The sequence below is a fragment of the Enterobacter genomosp. S genome (assembly GCF_001631805.1).
Lineage (GTDB): Bacteria > Pseudomonadota > Gammaproteobacteria > Enterobacterales > Enterobacteriaceae > Enterobacter > Enterobacter quasihormaechei.
Genome location: NZ_LVVA01000020.1, coordinates 180,481 through 198,402 on the forward strand (window position 1 = coordinate 180,481; position 17,922 = coordinate 198,402).

The window sequence follows — 17,922 nt, forward strand, 5'->3', positions numbered from 1 at the left end:
TGAAGAATGATTAATGCGAAATCAATAATAACCTCATTAAACTGTTTTTAGATAACATTGCACACGGGCCTCATTTCTTTTCCTGTAAAATGCTGTAAACTGCGAGATATTGCGACATTTTGCAGGATAGTGCCCTCATGCATAAAACCGCCAGACAGAAATATGTGCTTGATATTATCAGTGAACAAGGCCAGGCCAGCATCACCGAGCTGGCAGAAAGGCTACAGGTATCGGCTGACACCATCCGTCGCGATTTGACCGACCTGGAAAAGCAGGGCCTTGCGCAAAAAAATCATGGCGGTGCCATCGCACTCAATCTCTCAACGATGACCCGGGCTAGCAGGAATACCTTGCTTCCTGAAATTAAGCAGCAGTTGGGTAAACAGGTGGCGCAACATGTGCCTGCGGGCTCGACGCTTTTTCTTGACGCGGGAAGCACAATACTGGCCGTTGCCTCTTTCCTTCAGGGGCCGCTGACCATCATTACCCCTTCTCTCGATATCGCCCAGCTGGTTAGCGCTCGGGAGGATATTGATCTGATCCTGCTCGGTGGAAAGTGGGATCAGAAACAGCGCCTGTTTGCCGGAAGCGCCACACTTTCCCTGCTCTCTCGCTACCGGGCAGATATCGCCATTCTTGGCGCATGCGCCATTCATGCCGAGCTCGGGTTAAGCGCCAGTCAGGAGGCGGATGCCGAGGTCAAGCGAGCCATGCTGGCCGCAAGCCAGGCGCGCTGGATAGTCGCCGATCACCTGAAGCTCAACCAGTGCGAACCGTATCTGGTTTCGGGGCTATCCCAGATTCATCAACTGTTTTTAGATCGTCCCTGGGCAGAGCTCGGGGACCATAGCGCCTTGCAGGTTACCGTTTGCGCGCATTAACGTGGAGAAGGTCATGAATAAAGTGAAGACAATCAATATTGCGCTGATCGGGTATGGGTTTGTAGGTAAGACGTTTCATGCCCCGCTGATCCGGTCCGTCGATGGCCTGAAGCTGGCGGTGGTTTCATCCCGGGATGAAGAGAAGGTCAAACGCGATCTGCACGACGTCCTCGTTGTCGCCACGCCAGAAGAGGCGATTCAGCACCCGGATATCGACCTGGTGGTGATCGCCTCCCCCAACGCGACCCATGCGCCGCTGGCTACGCTGGCCCTGAACGCCGGCAAGCACGTGGTGGTAGATAAGCCGTTCACGCTGGATATGCAGGAAGCGCGGGATCTGATTGCGCTGGCTGAAGAAAAACAGCTGCTGCTCTCTGTCTTCCATAACCGCCGCTGGGACAGCGATTTTCTCGGCATTAAACAGGTGATTGCGCAAGGCAGCATCGGCAAGGTAAAACACCTTGAGTCACATATCGATCGCTTCCGCCCGGAGGTTCGCGTGCGCTGGAGAGAGCAAAACGTTCCCGGCAGCGGCCTGTGGTTCGATCTGGGCCCGCACATGATTGACCAGACGCTACAGCTTTTTGGACTGCCACAGTCGGTGCAGGGCAACATCGCCACGCTGCGTGACGGCGCAGAGATTAACGACTGGGCGCACGTGGTGCTGAATTATCCTGAACACAAAGTGATCCTCCATTGCAGCATGCTGGTGGCGGGCGGCGTTTCACGCTTTACCGTCCACGGCGACAAAGCGAGCGTGGTGAAAGCGCGCATCGACCAGCAGGAAGCCCAGCTGCTGGCGGGCGTCATTCCAGGCAGCGAAAGCTGGGGTGAAGACAGCGACGATATGGTGCTGTTTAATGCTCAGGGTGAAGCCAGCGCTATCCCTGCGCCAAAAGGCGATCAGCGACAGTACTATATCAACGTGCGCGATGCCCTGAACGGCAAGATTGATAATCCAGTCCATCCGCTGGAAGCGCTGGCGGTGATGGCGGTGCTGGAAGCGGCGGTAAAATCGTCGGAAACGGGTTCAACCCAGACGCTGGCGTTAACGGCGCAGGAGCGCGCGCAGCTCCAATAAACAGCGAAAAAAATGCCCTGCGGACTGGCAGGGCATTATCGTTTACTGACGCTTTTTGGGCATCATGCGCAGCAGCGTGTTGTCTTTCCAGAAATAGTGATGCATCAGCGCGGCAAAGGCGTGCAAACCAATGACGAAATAGCCCAGATTCGCCAGGGTCACGTGCCACTCTTTTAGACTGTCCACCAGGTCAAAATTCCCCTCCGCCGCATGCGGCATCGTCAGGCCAAAGGCAAACCAGTCATTTCCCCGGTTATACATCATCACGATGCCGATCAGCGGCAGCGCAATGAACAGCAGGTAGATAACCAGATGCCCCAGATGAGACAGCCCGGTGATCATCGCTTTTGGCTTCGGTTGAATAGGCGGAGCCGGGAATTTAAGGCGGATAAGCAGGCGCGCCACCATCAGCACCAGGATGCTGATCCCGCAGGAAACGTGGATCATATTAATGAGCGGACGATCGCTTCGCGGGAACCATCCCCTGAACTCCATGGCGCAATAGGCCATAATAACTAACAGAAAAACCAGCCAGTGAATGCTGATTTGCAGACCCGTATATTTTGTGCGCATGTCGTTTCCCGATAAATAACAACTAACGCGCCAACATAACCACCTTTCCTGAAAATGTGAACCCCCTCGCACGGAGGGGGCTCTTGATTACGACTGCAAATAGACCACCTGCGTCTGCAAATACTCATTCAGACCATGTTTACCGTCCGCCCCGCCAATACCGGATTTCCGCCAGCCTGCATGGAAGCCCTGCATCGCTTCAAAGTTTTCGCGGTTGATGTAAGTCTCACCGAACTTAAGCCCTTTAATGGCTTTCATGGCGACGTTCAGATCCTGCGTATAAACAGACGAAGTTAAACCGTAGTCGCTGTCGTTGGCCATTTTCAGCGCCTCTTCCAGCGTGTCGAAAACCACCACGGGCAGCACCGGACCAAAAGTCTCTTCGTGCATGATGGTCATATCCTGACGCACGTCCAGCAGCAAGGTTGGAGGATAGAAATACCCTTTGCCTTCTGCCGCTTTACCGCCAAGGACAACTTTTGCCCCTTCCTGTACCGCGCGCGCCACCTTCTGCTCCACGCGCTCCAGCGCGGCGGCGTTGATCAGCGGCCCCATGGCAATGTCGGTTCGTTCCGCCGGATTGCCAAACTGGACGGCTTTCATGGCCTCGCCCAGACGATTGACAAAGCGGTCGTAGATCCCTTTCTGGACGTAAACACGTTCAGCGCAGTTACAGACCTGTCCGGTGTTGATAACGCGTGAATCAACAATGGCCTTCACGGCCAGCTCAAGGTCGGCATCGTCCATCACGATAGCCGGTGCTTTACCGCCCAGCTCCAGCCCCACTTTGGTGATGTTTTTCGCAGCCGCTGCCATGATCTTCTCACCCGCTCCGACGCTGCCGGTCATGCTTACCATCGCCACCTTCGGGTTCCCGGCCAGCTCCTGTCCAACGGTTTCACCGCGGCCCAGCACCAGGTTGAAGACGCCTTTCGGCAGGCCAATCTCGTCGACGATTTTGGCGAACGCAATGGCGTTGTTTGGGGTAAATTCGCTCGGCTTGATAACGATGGTGTTGCCGGTGATCAGCGCGGGAGCGAGCTTACGGGCGATCAGGAAGAAGGGAAAGTTCCACGGCAGGATGCCGGTGGTCACGCCGAGGGCGCGTTTAAATACCAGAATATTCTCGCCCGGACGGTCGCTCTGAATGATTTCCCCTTCATAACGGCGAGCCCACTCGGCCATATAGTCGATATAGTCAGCGGTAAAGTTCACTTCCACTTCCGCCAGCTGCTGGATCTTGCCGCCTTCGGCCACAATCAGCGCGCTGATTTCACTGACGCGCTCGCGGATCCCGGCGGAAATTTTGCGCAGCCAGCCTGCGCGTACAATGGCAGGCAGCGCCTCCCAGCCCGCCTGCGCGCGCTCTGCCGCGTCAATGGCTTTGCGGGCATCCTCGGCGCCGCCGTCGGGAATACGGGATATGACTTCTTCTGTGGACGGATTGATCACGTCAATCCATGCATCACCCTGCCAGGCAACAAACTGTCCATCAATATACATAGGATGTTGTACGGGTACTGTCATAACCTGCTCCTGTAATTACACTGTTTTTAACAAGTAAACTTATTGTTAAAAACTATAATTACCGGGGCAAATGCCTACCGTATGAGCCTGTTTTTGTGAGATATCTCATAAAAGAAACGGGTCAGCACGCTTCAGGAATTACAAATCGGCAACATAAGATGCCCGTTTGCGTAAAAGATGTCGCAAACGGGCAGATCGCTACAGTAGAGAACGGCTTACCAGCGCGTCGGTGAGAATAACGTCGTTTCGCAAGGTCTGCCACGCAGACTCCACCTCGGCGGGGATGTCGACGTGGGCAATAAAGTCACGCCCCGCCGGACCGTAGCCGTTAATGTCGTCCCTTAATCGTGGAAGTTCACCCAGCACCAGCGACAGGTAGCGCTCTACCGGCCATAACCCCTCAACCGGGCCGCTAAAGACCAGACCGTCGTCGCTGTTTTGCAGCACCGGGGTCAGGCTGGGGTGACTCACCCAGGCGGGCGATACGCTCTCGTCGCGGCATACGCGGGCAAACGTAGCCATTGTGCGACGCTGCATCGTCGGGTCCTGCACCACCAGCACCCGTCCGGCGTTCAGCCCGGATTGTTTCATCAACGCCCAGCTGAAGCGGGCGTTTTCCCCGCAGTTGGTGGACTGGTCCTCAACGTGCAGTTTCTCAGCAGGAATATTCCAGAACTCGCGGGCGATGTCGGCCAGGATAGCCGCCTCGGCCCGCCCGGTGGTGGGTATCCTGTTGTAGCGGGGGTGTTTTGCAATCGCGGCGTAAAGGAAGGTCGTCGAGTGACCGATCCCGCCGCTGATGATAAGAGGAACCCCCTGTTCAGCCGCGATTTTACAGGCAGCATCAATCGCGGGGATCACCGCGTTACCCGTCATAATCACCAGATCAACGGGCTGGTTGTCCTGATAGTCATCCTGAGCTAGCCACGCCCCGACGGTATTCACGGCGTCGAGGGTTGTGCCAGGCAGACAGGGGAAAAGTGCCATTGTCATCGTTACCTCCTTACAACGTTAATCTTTAGAGTACTTTACGCAACGGGGTTGAAAAGGAGATCACTCTGAAAGCGGAGGTGTTCATTACGCTGCATATTTGTCATTTTGATGAAATAACCAGAAACATCCAAAAACAATTGGGTTGCACCCTGGGTTTGTGCTTTTGATTATCTGTCCTTCAATACATCCTGCCACAACAGCATGCTGAAAAAGCACCAATTGCTGCTTAATCCATCGTGATCTGACCCGTTTTAGTTTTGGCTGACTTGCCAAACGTAACATCCAACCCTAAGTTTCTTAACAATTTCACAACCATTACACACCGACAGGTTGCACCTGAAGCGCGCCAGGTAACACCTCTATTATCATCCACGTGGCGGAGTTTTGAGTCATGACACAACATGAGAGCACGACAACGGTATTGCGGAAAAACAAAAAGGTATTAATTGCCAGTCTTACGGGAAGTTCTATTGAATGGTTTGATTATTTTCTCTATGGCACCGCTGCCGCCCTGGTGTTTAACAAGATTTTCTTTCCCATGGTCGACCCGGTAATCGGGCTGATCCTCTCCTATCTCTCCTTCTCGTTGACCTTCTTTATTCGCCCCATTGGCGGCGTTCTCTTTGCCCATATCGGGGATCGTATCGGTCGCAAAAAAACGCTTGTCCTTACCCTTTCACTGATGGGAGGTGCAACCGTGATGATTGGCCTGCTGCCCACCTACGACATGATCGGGATGTGGGCGCCCGCGTTGCTGATCCTGATGCGTATTATTCAGGGGATGGGTATCGGCGGTGAATGGGGTGGCGCGCTGCTGCTGGCTTACGAGTATGCGCCAGAAAAACGAAAAGGCTTCTTCGGCAGTATTCCGCAGGCGGGCGTTACCATCGGCATGTTGATGGCGACATTTATCGTCTCGCTAATGACGCTGTTCAGCGAAGAGGATTTTCTCTCCTGGGGCTGGCGCATTCCGTTCCTGCTCAGTTCCGTGCTGGTATTATTGGGGCTGTGGATCCGGAAAGATATTGACGAAACGCCTGATTTCCAGAAAGTGAAAAAATCCGGTCAGGTTGCGAAAGCTCCGCTGCGCGACACCCTAAAACACCACTGGCGTGAAGTGCTAATTGCCGCCGGGCTTAAGGTTGTTGAGACTGCACCGTTCTATATTTTCTCCACGTTTGTGGTGAGCTACGCCACTACCACCCTGACCTATCAGAAATCCCAGGCGCTGGAGGCAGTAACTCTTGGCGCACTGGTCGCCACTATCATGATCCCGCTGATGGGGCTGCTCTCCGACAGGGTTGGCCGCCAGCGAATGTACTCCGTCAGTGTCTTCGCGCTCGGCCTGTTTATCGTGCCCTGGTTTATGCTGCTGAATACCGGTACCACCTGGGGAATTCTGCTCGCGACCGTTATCGCTTTTGGCGTACTGTGGGCACCGGTGACGGCAGTTCTCGGGACGCTCTGCTCTGAAATTTTCAGTGCCAACGTTCGCTACACCGGTATCACGCTGGGTTACCAACTTGGGGCCGCGCTGGCAGGCGGAACGGCACCGCTAATAGCTACCGGACTGCTGGCGAAATACGACGGCGACTGGGTACCCGTGGCCTGGTATCTGGGCGTGACGGTCGCTATCTCCCTCGTTGCAATTTTTTGTGCCAGCCGCATCAACCGTGAACGCCATCTTCAGGCGCAGCCGGAACAGCGATAATATTATTGCGGCTCCGTTCGCGAGCCGCACTTTTTCTTCATTATTCCCTCTACATTTGATTAACATACAATAATCGTATTCACTTGAATTATGATTTGCGGCAACCGTAGAATCATTAGCCCGCTCACAATTCAACTTTTTGAAAGGTAAACCCCGTTATGCGCCTGCCCCAACGCGATCCTTATGCTCCTCGCGAGTGGCAGCCACACGAGAAACCCGCCCTGCTGGGTTCCCCTTCCACCCCGGAACATCCCACCCCAAAACGGATCGCCTATGGCGTGGTCGGCCTACTGGTATGTCTGACTGGGGCGCTGGGTAACGCGGTTGTCACCGCTAATCTGCAAAATCTGCAAGGCACTTTTGGCGCCTGGTCGACTGAAATCGCCTGGTTGCCTGCCGTTTATGTCATGACCAACGTTTCCATCAACCTGCTGCTGGTAAAGTTTCGCCAGCAGTACGGTTTGCGCGCCTTTACGGAAGGCTTCCTGGTGCTGTATGTGCTGGTCACCTTTTTCCACCTGTTTGTGAACGATCTTAGCTCGGCACTGATGGTACGAGCAGCACACGGGATGGTCGCCGCCGCGCTCAGCTCTCTCGGCATTTATTACCAGATACAGGCCTGGCCCGCGAAGCACCGACTGAAGGCGCTGACCATTGGCATTACCGGGTCGTCGCTGGCGATCCCGCTGGCGCGGCTGTTCTCAACAGAGCTGTTACAGCTTGATGAGTGGCGCGGGCTGTACTTCTTCGAGCTGGGTCTGGCCCTGATCTCACTGGCCTGCGTGATGGTGCTAAAGCTGCCACCGGGCGATCGGCGCAAAGTCTTCGAGAAGAAAGATTTCATCACCTTCTTTTTGCTGGCGCCCGGCATGGCACTGCTGTGCGCGGTTCTGTCGTTAGGGCGTCTTGACTGGTGGTTTGAAGCGCCGTGGATCGGCTGGGCGCTGGCTCTCTCGCTGGTGCTGATTGTCTCTGCGATTGTGTTTGAACATAACCGCAGCAACCCGCTGCTCAATACCCGCTGGCTCTCCAGCGGCAGCATTGTACGTCTGGGGCTGATTATGCTGCTGATCCGCATCGTGCTGGCGGAGCAGAACACCGGCGTCATCGGCTGGCTGCAATATGTAGGCCTACAGAATGAACAGATGACCCATCTGGCATGGGCTATTTTCGCCGGGATTGTCTGCGGTATCGTCACCAGTTGCCTGACGATAAAACCTACTAAACTGGCCTGGCCGATTATCACCTCGCTGGCGCTGATGATTATCGCCTCGCTGCTGGACAGCCAGTCTAACAACCTGACCCGACCGGATCAGCTAATGTTCAGCCAGTTCCTGCTGGGCTTCGGCAGCGCTTTCTTCCTCGCGCCTGCGATGCTGGCCGCCATTGGCGGGGTGATCGCCGACCCGCGCAACCTGGTCAGCTTTTCCGTAATGTTTGGCATGAGTCAGAACCTTGGAGGCCTGCTGGGTTCCGCGATCCTCGGCACCTTCCAGACCTGGCGCGAGAAGTACCATTCCAGCCTGCTGGCCGACCAGCTCACCACCCTGAACCCGCTGGTGAACGAACGTATTCAGCTTTACACCCAGATGTATAAAAGCCTGATTGGCGACAGTTCCCTGCTGGGCACCCAGGCCATTACCCAGCTCCAGACGGTGACGGCGCTTGAGGCAAATATTCTGGCTTACAACGATACTTATTTACTGACGGCGAGCATAGCCACTGCCACGCTGGTCTGGATTTTATGGCGCTTGCTGCGCCTGCGCATTACCGCCCGTATGGCCCTTAAGAACGCCACCGGCAATAAGTCATGATTATTTTTCAGGAGAGGTTATGAGTCAGCAGGATGCCGCCAAAGAGCAGGCCAACACCCGTAAAAACGTGCGCGTCGTGTCCATTTTCACCGCCGCAGCTATCGGTATTGTCGGGGTGCTGGTGATCCTTTATGCCTGGCAGTTGCCTCCGTTCACGCGTCACGCGCAGTTCACCGATAACGCTTACGTGCGTGGCCAGACGACGTTCATCAGTCCACAGGTAAACGGCTACATTACCGAGGTACACGTTCAGGATTTCGTGCAGGTTAAAAAAGGCGACCTGCTGTTGCAGATTGATGACCGGATCTATCGCCAGCGCGTCCATCAGGCCGAGGCGCAGCTGGCAATGAAAATCGCTGCCCTGAACAACAACCTGCAACAGCGCAAAAGTGCGGAAGCGGTGATTGCCAGAAACGAGGCGGCGTTGAAAAACGCCCGTGCCCAAAGCCTGAAAACCCAGGCAGATCTGAGGCGCGTGAAGGATCTGACCGCAGACGGCTCCCTGTCCATCCGCGAGCGCGATGCAGCGCTGGCGAGTGCCGCGCAGGGTCGCGCCGATATCGATCAGGCAAAAGCGACGCTTGAGATGTCGCGCCAGGATTTACAAACGGTCATCGTTAATCGCGGTTCGCTGGAAGCGGACGTTGAAAATGCCAAAGCCGCACTGGAACTGGCGCAGATCGATCTGCAAAACACCCGAATTGTCGCCCCGCGCGACAGCCAGCTCGGGCAGATTGCGGTGCGTCTGGGAGCGTACGTCACTGCCGGGACGCACTTGACCACGCTGGTTCCGCCGCAGCACTGGGTGATCGCCAACATCAAAGAGACGCAGCTGGCGAATATACGCGTCGGCCAGCCGGTGAAATTCACCGTCGATGCGTTAAACGATAAAGCCTATCAGGGGCGCGTAGAGAGCATTTCCCCGGCCACTGGCGTGGAGTTCAGCGCTATCACCCCGGATAACGCCACGGGCAACTTTGTCAAAATCGCACAGCGCATCCCGGTACGCATTGAGGTACTCGGTGAGGCGGAGGACTACCGGCTGCTGCGCCCTGGCATGTCGGTGCAGGTCACCATCGATACGCGGGAGGCGAAACAATGACGCTTCGCCCGATCGCTGGCCTGCTGATGATGGCTATCCTGGCGGGTTGCCAGTCGGTAGACGTTGAGCCCGCCACATCGTCACTGCACATTCCGGCCCAGTGGCGCGCCACGTCGGGGCCGACCAGCCCGGCAGAGCAGCTCTGGTGGCGCAATTTTCACGACAGCAATCTGAACCGCTATGTGGATCAGGCGCTGAAGAACAACAGCGACGTGCTGATTGCCCGCGAACGGATTAACGAGTATCAGGCCCGGGTGTATGCCGCCGACGGCAGCCTGTTTCCGTCGCTAGATGCGGGCGTGACGGGAACGCGCGGGCGCTCGCAGTCCGCTGCCACCGGGCTTCCGGTATACGGTACGCTGTATAAAGGTAGCCTGACCGCCAGCTACGACGTGGATATCTGGGGCGTAAACCGCAGCACCGCCCGTGCCGCTGAAGCATCCCTGGAGGCACAAGAAGCGGCGGCCGCGGCGGCAGATCTTACCGTCGCGTCGTCAGTGGCCTCCGGGTACGTCACCCTGCTGTCGCTGGATGAACAGCTTCGCGTGACCCGTTCCACGCTGAAATCGCGTGAAGAGGCGTTTAACCTTGCTAAACGGCAGTTTGAGACGGGATATAGCTCTCGCCTTGAGCTGATGCAATCGGATTCTGAGCTGCGCGCCACCCACGCGCAGGTTCCACTTCTTCAGCACCAGATTGCGCAACAGGAGAATGCGCTTAGCCTGCTGCTTGGCGGCAACCCGGGTGACGTTCCGCGCGGTGAAAGCTTCGACGCCCTGACGCCGCTGAAACTGCCTTCACAACTGCCGTCGACGTTACTTAACCGACGTCCGGATATCGTTCAGGCGGAACGTCAGCTCGTTGCGGCGGACGCGACGCTGGCGTCATCGCGCGCCAGCCTGCTGCCGTCGATCAACCTCACGGCCACGGGATCGGTGCAAGATCGCACGCTGTCGGGGTTGCTGGATAACCCCCTACAGCTCTGGAGCGTGGGCGGCAGTATTCTTGCGCCGCTGCTGAACCGTCAGGCGCTGAATGCACAGGTGGATATCTCCCAGTCCCAGCGCAATCAGGCGCTGTACAGCTACGAAAAAACCGTTCGTAACGCGTTTGTCGAGGTGAATGACAGCCTTGATGCCATCACCCGCTATCAGGAACAGCTTACCGAGCTGCTGGCACAGCAGCAGGTCGCGCAGGAGACGCTGCGGATTGCGCAAAACCGCTACCGCAACGGGTACTCTTCCTATCTGGATGTGCTTGATGCGCAGCGCACCTTATTCTCGGTGCAGACCAGCGTGGTACAGGTGAAAAATAACCTGCTGCTGGCGCAAATTGATTTGTATAAAGCGCTGGGCGGCGGTTGGGCCAGTGCGTGAAAACATGCCGGGTGGCGGCTACGCCTTACCCGGCCTACATTTCGCATCTGGCGATACGCCCAAGGAGTCAATCTATGCAACAGCAGTGGTGTTCAGTAGATAATTACATGATTTCGTCGCTTATTCCTGACGATGAGGTTCTCCAGAACGTTCTTGAAAACAACAAACGCGCCGGTTTACCCGAGCACGACGTTGCCGCAAATCAGGGGCAACTGCTGGCGCTGTTTGTCCGCATGACGCAGGCCCGCCGCATTCTGGAGATCGGTACGCTTGGTGCATATAGCTCAATCTGGATGGCGCGCGCCCTGCCGCCGGACGGAAAGCTGATTACGCTAGAAGCGGAGTCGACACATGCCGCAGTTGCACGCCAAAATATTCATCTTGCAGGACTCGGCGATCGCATAGAACTGATTGAAGGCCCGGCGCTAAAGTCGCTCGAGAATTTCGGTGATGTTCCGCCCTTTGACCTGATCTTTATTGATGCCGATAAGCCAAACAACCCCGGCTACCTGGAGTGGGCGCTGCACTACTCCCGTCCCGGCACGGTCATTATCGGCGATAACGTGGTGCGCGACGGCGAGGTGGTTAACGGGCAAAGCGACGATGCACGCGTGCAGGGGGTACGGAAGTTTATCGAGATGACTGGAGATAACCCACGCTTAACCGCCACCGCGCTGCAAACGGTGGGCGTTAAGGGATGGGATGGGTTTACGCTGGCGATGGTGGAACGATAAAAAGCCGGGTGGCAGCCACGCCTTACCCGGCCTACATGTTCTTCCGTAGGCCCGGTAAGCGCAGCGCCACCGGGCAAAGGTTTTAGCCGGAGATCTGCTCCATCGCCTGCAAGATACGCTTGTCCGAAATCGGGTACGGCGTGCCCAGCTGCTGAGCGAAAAAGCTGACGCGCAGCTCCTCGATCATCCAGCGGATCTCCTGCACGTCGTCATCCTCCCGACGCGCCGACGGCAGTTTGTTCAGCCACTGCTGCCACGCCTGCTGCACGTTTTCGACTTTCAGCATCTGCGCCCGGTCGCGATGCGGATCTATTGCCATTTTCTCCAGACGTTTTTCAATCGCCTGCAAATAACGCAGCGTATCGCCCAGCCGCTTAAAGCCGTTGCCGGTCACAAAACCGCGATAGACCAGCCCGGCCATCTGCGCCTTCACGTCCGACAGCCCCAGCGCCATGGTCATATCCACCCGCCCTTTCAGGCGCTTGTTGATAGTGAACACGGCGGTGAGGATCTGCTCGACCTGTTTCGCAATCTCTACCACGGTGTCGTTCAGCTCCGCGCGCACCTTTTCATGAAGCTGAGCAAAGTCCTCTTCGGTCCAGACCGGACCGCCCGCCTCGTGGATCAGCTTGTCCACGCCGCAGGAGATGCAGTCGTCAATCAGATCCAGGACTTTGCCGTACGGGTTAAAGTACAGCCCCAGCTTGGCTTTGTTCGGCAGTTTCTCGTGCAGATACTTGATCGGCGACGGGATGTTGAGCAGCAGCAGTCGACGTAACCCGCGCCACATCATCTGCTGCTGCTCCTGCGGATTGTCAAAGAGCTTAATCGCCACGCTGTCGCGCTCATCCACCAGCGCAGGCCAGGCTTTCACCTTGTAGTTGCCGCGCTTCTGCTCGTAGCTTTCCGGAAGCTGGCCAAAGCTCCAGATATGCAGCCCGCTCTGCTCGATACCGTCGTCCGCCACGGCAGACAGGGTTTCCTGCACTTTGCCCTTCAGGGCGTCCTTCAGTTCCGAAAGCGAGCGGCCTTCCAGCAGCTTTTTGTTTTTATCGTCCACCACGCGGAAGGTGATTTTCAGGTGATCGGGCACCTGCTCCCAGTTCCAGTCCTCGCGGTCAATGGTGGTCCCGGTCATACGGCGGAACTCGCGCTCAAGCGCGTCCAGCAGCGGCAGCTCCAGCGGCGTGACGCGGCCTAAAAAGGCTTCGGCGTAGTTCGGTGCTGGCACAAAATTGCGCCGTACCGGCTTCGGCAGAGATTTGATCAGCGCAATCACCAGCTCGCGGCGCAGGCCGGGTATTTGCCACTCAAACCCGCTCTCTTCCACCTGGTTTAACAGCGGCAGCGGAATGTGCACCGTCACGCCATCGGCATCGGCTCCCGGTTCAAACTGATAGGTCAGCCGCAGCTTGAGGTTGCCCTGATGCCAGAAGTTCGGGTAGTCGAGCTTGCTGACCGACTCTGCGCCCTCTTTGATCAGCATGCTCTTTTCGAAGTTGAGAAGGTCCGGGGTCTCTTTGCTGGCTTTCTTCCACCAGCTGTCGAAATGGCGCGCCGAGATCACATCGTGGCTGATGCGCTGGTCGTAAAACTCAAACAGCGTCTCGTCGTCCACCAGAATGTCGCGGCGGCGGGACTTGTGCTCAAGCTCTTCCACCTCGGCGCGAAGCTTCAGGTTTTCGCGGAAGAACGCGTGGCGCGTCTGCCAGTCGCCCTCCACTAGCGCATGGCGGATAAACAGCTCGCGACTTAACGCCGGATCGATCTGGCTGTAGTTAACCTTCCGCGCAGCGACCACTGGCAGGCCATAGACGGTGACTTTTTCGGTTGCCATCACCGCACCCTGCCCGCGCTCCCAGTGCGGCTCGCTGTACGAGCGTTTTAGCAGATGCTGCGCCACCGGTTCAACCCACTCCGGATCGATGCGTGCGGCAATTCGCCCCCACAGACGGCTGGTTTCCACCAGCTCGGCGACCATGGTCCACTTCGGCGGCTTTTTGAACAAGCCGGAGCCCGGGAAGATGGAGAAACGCGCGTTACGTGCCCCGGTATACTCCTGCTTATCGGCATCCTTCATCCCGATATGGGACAGCAGGCCGGTCAGCAAGGCGATATGAATTTCGCGGTACTCCGCCGGTTCACTGTTCACCGGGATGCCCAGCTCTTTTACCACCTGGCGCAGCTGGGTATAGATATCCTGCCACTCGCGCACGCGCAGGTAGTTGAGGAAATCCACCCGGCACTGACGGCGGAACTGATTTGAAGAGAGCGTTTTTTGCTGCTCGCCCAGGTAGTTCCACAGATTCACAAAGGCCAGGAAATCAGACTCTTTATCGTGGAAGCGACGGTGTTTTTCATCCGACGCCTGCTGTTTGTCCATCGGGCGCTCGCGCGGATCCTGAATGGAGAGCGCCGAGGTGATGATCATCGCCTCGCGCACGCAGCCGTGCTTTTGCGCTTCCAGCACCATGCGCGCCAGACGCGGATCGACCGGGAGCTGACTAAGCTGACGGCCTAATGGCGTTAGCCTGTAGGCCGTCGCCTGCTCGTCGGTGGTGATGGCGCCCAGCTCTTCAAGCAGGCGCACCCCGTCCTGAATATTACGCTTGTCCGGCGCTTCCACAAACGGGAAGGCGGCGATATCGCCCAGCCCCAGCGCGGTCATTTGCAGAATAACGGACGCCAGGTTGGTGCGCAGGATCTCGGGGTCGGTAAACGCCGGACGCGACAGGAAATCGTCTTCCGAATAGAGACGAATACAGATCCCTTCTGACACGCGGCCACAGCGCCCCTTACGCTGATTCGCCGACGCCTGCGATACCGGCTCGATCGGCAGGCGCTGGACCTTGGTACGGTAGCTGTAGCGGCTGATGCGCGCCGTGCCAGGGTCGATCACGTATTTGATGCCCGGCACGGTGAGCGAGGTTTCGGCCACGTTGGTCGCCAGCACGATGCGGCGTCCGCCGTGCGGCTGGAACACGCGGTTCTGCTCGCTGTTCGACAGGCGCGCGTACAGCGGCAGGATCTCAGTATGGCGCAGGTCGCGCTTGCTGAGCGCATCAGCGGTGTCGCGGATTTCGCGCTCGCCGCTCATAAAGATCAGAATGTCGCCCGAACTCTCGTTGCCCAGCTCGTCGACGGCATCAAAGATGGCCTGAAGCTGGTCGCGCTCGGTATCATCCGCCTCTTCAACAATCGGGCGATAGCGCACTTCCACCGGATAGGTGCGGCCCGACACTTCAATAATCGGCGCATTGTTGAAATGTTTTGAGAAGCGCTCCGGGTCGATGGTCGCGGAGGTAATGATGATTTTCAGATCCGGACGGCGGGGCAGCAGCTCTTTCAGGTAGCCGAGCAGGAAGTCGATGTTCAGGCTGCGCTCGTGCGCTTCATCGATGATGATGGTGTCATATTGCATCAGCAGACGATCCTGCTGGATTTCCGCCAGCAGAATACCGTCGGTCATCAACTTAACCATGGTGTTGTCGCTGACGCGATCGCTGAATCGCACCTTGTAGCCGATGCAGCCGCCCGGCTCCGTTTGCAGCTCTTCGGCAATACGGTTCGCCACGGTGCGCGCCGCCAGACGACGCGGCTGGGTATGGCCAATCAGCCCCTTCACCCCGCGGCCCAGCTCCATGCAGATTTTCGGCAGCTGGGTGGTTTTACCTGAACCGGTTTCCCCTGCGACAATCACCACCTGGTGGTCGCGCACGGCCTCAAGAATGTCCTGTTTTTTCTGGCTGACGGGCAGGTTTTCCGGGTAGGTAATCTCCGGGCGTGCGGCTTCGCGCAGCACAACCTTCCCTGCCGCCTGTTCAATCTCTTTGGCCATCTCCTGGTAAATGGCCTGTTGTGCATCAGGATTTTTAACCTTCTTAACGCCGTGCAGGCGGCGCGCAAACCGCTGTTTATCGCGCAGCATCAGCGAATTAAGCTGCTGCATCAGCATCGGGAAGGTCAATTTTTGTTGTTCTGTCATAGCGTTAACGGGCAGTGCACTGCCGGATAAAATCTCTTTTTAATGATTGCTATAGAGTACCACATCAGCGCTTTTCGCGCCTTATTCAAAAAATTCGAACATAGGCTTCGATATATTGCGCTATCCCTGTGGCAGGATTGTGAATAAAGTGTCAACAAGCAACGGGGCAACCCCCTTCAATCAAATACAAAACAGGAATTTCCCATGAGCAAAGTATTAGTGTTGAAATCCAGTATTCTGGCAGGGTACTCACAGTCTGGTCAGTTGTCCGACTATTTCGTTGAGCAGTGGCGCGAACAGCATACTGCGGATGAAATCACCGTTCGCGACCTGGCGGCAAACCCGATTCCTGTGCTGGACGGCGAGCTGGTTGGCGCGCTGCGTCCGAGCGATGCGCCTTTGTCCCCACGTCAGCAGGAAGCCCTGGCGCTCTCCGACGAGCTGATTGCTGAATTGCAGGCACACGACGTTATCGTGATCAACGCCCCAATGTACAACTTCAACATTCCTACCCAGCTGAAGAACTACTTCGACCTGGTGGCGCGCGCTGGCGTAACCTTCCGTTACACCGAGAACGGCCCGGAAGGTCTGGTAAAAGGTAAACGCGCTATCGTCCTGACCAGCCGCGGCGGTATTCACAAAGATACCCCAACCGACCTGGTAGCGCCGTACATGACCCTGTTCCTCGGCTTCATCGGAATTACCGACGTGAACTTTGTGTTCGCTGAAGGTATCGCTTACGGCCCGGAAGTGGCTACCAAAGCGCAGTCCGACGCGAAAGCCGCTATCGACAGCCTGGTCGCTGCCTAAGATCTCCCCCTCTCACCGCCCGGTGGGAGGGTTTTTCTTTTCCTGCATATTTCGTTATCATCCGCACCCACTCTCCAGCCGGGCGGCCTGATGTCTGTCATTATCGATACTTTTATTGCACCCCCCTGTCACGACGACATTGAGATCCTCTGGCAGGACGAACATCTGCTGCTGATCAACAAACCTTCTGGCCTGCTTAGCCTCTCGGGGAAAAATCCGCAAAACCGCGATTCCGTTCACCACCGTCTGGTACAAACCTTTCCTGGCTGCACGCTGGTGCATCGCCTTGATTTTGGCACCTCAGGCCTGATGGTCATTGCGCGTAACAAGGCGATTAACGCCGCTCTTTGTCACCAGTTCAGCCAGCGCGCCGTGAGCAAGGTTTACACCGCCCTGCTGTGCGGACATGTGGGAGAGGATGAAGGGACCGTGGATGCGCCGATTGCCAAAGATCCGGCGCTGTTTCCGCTGATGACGATCTGTTCACTGACCGGTAAACCCGCCCGCTCCCGCTACCGGGTGGTGGAACGTGTAAACCAGGATACGAAAATGCCGTTAACGCGGGTGGAACTTATCCCGGAGACCGGGCGCACCCACCAGCTGCGCATTCACTGCCAGCAGTTAGGCCACCCTATATTAGGGTGCGATCTGTATGGGGGCCTGGAATGGCCGGGCGCTGAAGAAACGCCCCGGCTGATGCTGCATGCAAGCGAACTGACTTTTATGCATCCGCTGAGCGGCGAGACCATGAATGCCCGTCACGCCGCGCCATTTTGAAACAGGTTTACCACATTAAATCGTCAGGGATTTTGAAGTCTGCGTACGGATCGTCTTCGTCCTGCTCTTCCTGACTCAGCGCGCTGTTTAGCACAATGCTGTCTGCATCGCGCTGGGCAATTTTATCCGCTACCACCGCCGGAATAATCGCATATTCACAGTCGCCATTCGCGTTGATCACCAGACGGGCAATGGCCAGACGACCGTTAATTAGCTGGGTTTGTGTCTGCTTATCGACATCGATTTTTTTGATCAGGTTGCCGTCGGTGAAGTTAAAGGTGATGTTGCCCCTCGCCACGGTGATGCGGTTCATCTCAATCAGCTGCTTCACCTGCGCCTTAAACTCTTTCGCCAGCACCGCCTGTTTTTGCTGTTCGCTCAGCTGCTTGTCACGCTCAAGCTGCGCTTTCTTATTCTCTTCAACGGCTTCTCTCGCCTCGCGAGCCTGGACGCGGGATTTTTTCGCCGTGCGCTGGACCTTCGCCATCTTTTTGCTGCTGACTAAGCCCGCTTTCAGCATCTGCTCTTGTAGGGTGAGTTTTGTCATGATCGTTTAAA

Annotated in this window: 14 protein-coding genes; 9 read left to right on the top strand and 5 right to left on the bottom strand. The window is 56.7% G+C overall.

Features of this window, described 5'->3' with window-relative positions:
- The first annotated feature begins 137 nt into the window (after positions 1 to 137).
- Entirely contained in the window at positions 138 to 881 is a 744-nt protein-coding gene (locus tag A3466_RS15960; RefSeq protein WP_063451384.1) for a DeoR/GlpR family DNA-binding transcription regulator, read from the top strand.
- A 13-nt stretch (positions 882 to 894) separates the two neighbouring features.
- Positions 895 to 1,962, top strand: a complete 1,068-nt coding sequence (locus tag A3466_RS15965) for an oxidoreductase (protein ID WP_063451385.1) — start codon at positions 895 to 897, stop codon at positions 1,960 to 1,962.
- A 42-nt stretch (positions 1,963 to 2,004) separates the two neighbouring features.
- On the opposite strand, the gene cybB is transcribed toward A3466_RS15965, so the two are convergent.
- The 3 genes from cybB to A3466_RS15980 form a co-directional block, all read right to left on the bottom strand.
- Positions 2,005 to 2,535 carry a cytochrome b561 gene (gene cybB / locus A3466_RS15970; RefSeq protein ID WP_063451386.1) on the bottom strand — a complete coding sequence of 177 codons (531 nt, stop codon included), beginning with the start codon at positions 2,533 to 2,535 and terminating at the stop codon, positions 2,005 to 2,007.
- An 87-nt stretch (positions 2,536 to 2,622) separates the two neighbouring features.
- Positions 2,623 to 4,062, bottom strand: a complete 1,440-nt coding sequence (gene aldA / locus A3466_RS15975) for an aldehyde dehydrogenase (RefSeq protein WP_063451387.1) — start codon at positions 4,060 to 4,062, stop codon at positions 2,623 to 2,625.
- A 198-nt stretch (positions 4,063 to 4,260) separates the two neighbouring features.
- Positions 4,261 to 5,055 (bottom strand): YdcF family protein, encoded by a 795-nt coding sequence (locus tag A3466_RS15980; protein ID WP_063451388.1) that lies wholly within the window; start codon positions 5,053 to 5,055, stop codon positions 4,261 to 4,263.
- A 391-nt stretch (positions 5,056 to 5,446) separates the two neighbouring features.
- Between A3466_RS15980 and A3466_RS15985 the strand changes: the two genes are divergently transcribed.
- The 5 genes from A3466_RS15985 to A3466_RS16005 all read left to right on the top strand — a co-directional run bounded on the left by A3466_RS15985 (position 5,447) and on the right by A3466_RS16005 (position 11,792).
- The gene (locus tag A3466_RS15985) at positions 5,447 to 6,766 is read left to right on the top strand and encodes an MFS transporter (protein ID WP_063451389.1); all 1,320 of its coding nucleotides are present in this window, start codon (positions 5,447 to 5,449) and stop codon (positions 6,764 to 6,766) included.
- A gap of 158 nt (positions 6,767 to 6,924) precedes the next feature.
- Positions 6,925 to 8,580 carry an MFS transporter gene (locus tag A3466_RS15990; RefSeq protein WP_063451390.1) on the top strand — a complete coding sequence of 552 codons (1,656 nt, stop codon included), beginning with the start codon at positions 6,925 to 6,927 and terminating at the stop codon, positions 8,578 to 8,580.
- A 19-nt stretch (positions 8,581 to 8,599) separates the two neighbouring features.
- Positions 8,600 to 9,682: an HlyD family secretion protein gene (locus tag A3466_RS15995; RefSeq protein ID WP_063451391.1), complete on the top strand. Its 1,083-nt coding sequence runs from the start codon at positions 8,600 to 8,602 to the stop codon at positions 9,680 to 9,682.
- Positions 9,679 to 11,058 (top strand): efflux transporter outer membrane subunit, encoded by a 1,380-nt coding sequence (locus A3466_RS16000; protein WP_063451392.1) that lies wholly within the window; start codon positions 9,679 to 9,681, stop codon positions 11,056 to 11,058. Before A3466_RS15995 ends, A3466_RS16000 begins: the two co-directional genes overlap by 4 nt.
- 74 nt (positions 11,059 to 11,132) lie before the next feature.
- On the top strand, positions 11,133 to 11,792 hold the full coding sequence (locus A3466_RS16005; RefSeq protein ID WP_063451393.1) for an O-methyltransferase: 660 nt from the start codon (positions 11,133 to 11,135) through the stop codon (positions 11,790 to 11,792).
- An 82-nt stretch (positions 11,793 to 11,874) separates the two neighbouring features.
- Here the strand turns inward: A3466_RS16005 and hrpA are convergent, their stop codons facing one another.
- Positions 11,875 to 15,777: an ATP-dependent RNA helicase HrpA gene (gene hrpA / locus A3466_RS16010; protein ID WP_063451394.1), complete on the bottom strand. Its 3,903-nt coding sequence runs from the start codon at positions 15,775 to 15,777 to the stop codon at positions 11,875 to 11,877.
- Between the two features lie 204 nt (positions 15,778 to 15,981).
- Here hrpA and azoR point away from each other — a divergent pair, with 204 nt between their 5' ends.
- Both azoR and A3466_RS16020 read left to right on the top strand, forming a co-directional pair.
- Entirely contained in the window at positions 15,982 to 16,587 is a 606-nt protein-coding gene (azoR, locus tag A3466_RS16015; protein WP_063451395.1) for an FMN-dependent NADH-azoreductase, read from the top strand.
- Positions 16,588 to 16,677: 90 nt separating this feature from the next.
- Entirely contained in the window at positions 16,678 to 17,364 is a 687-nt protein-coding gene (locus A3466_RS16020; protein ID WP_063451396.1) for an RluA family pseudouridine synthase, read from the top strand.
- Positions 17,365 to 17,371: 7 nt separating this feature from the next.
- Here A3466_RS16020 and A3466_RS16025 read toward each other — a convergent pair whose 3' ends face one another.
- The gene (locus A3466_RS16025; RefSeq protein ID WP_063451397.1) at positions 17,372 to 17,911 is read right to left on the bottom strand and encodes a DUF2058 domain-containing protein; all 540 of its coding nucleotides are present in this window, start codon (positions 17,909 to 17,911) and stop codon (positions 17,372 to 17,374) included.
- Positions 17,912 to 17,922: the final 11 nt, after the last annotated feature.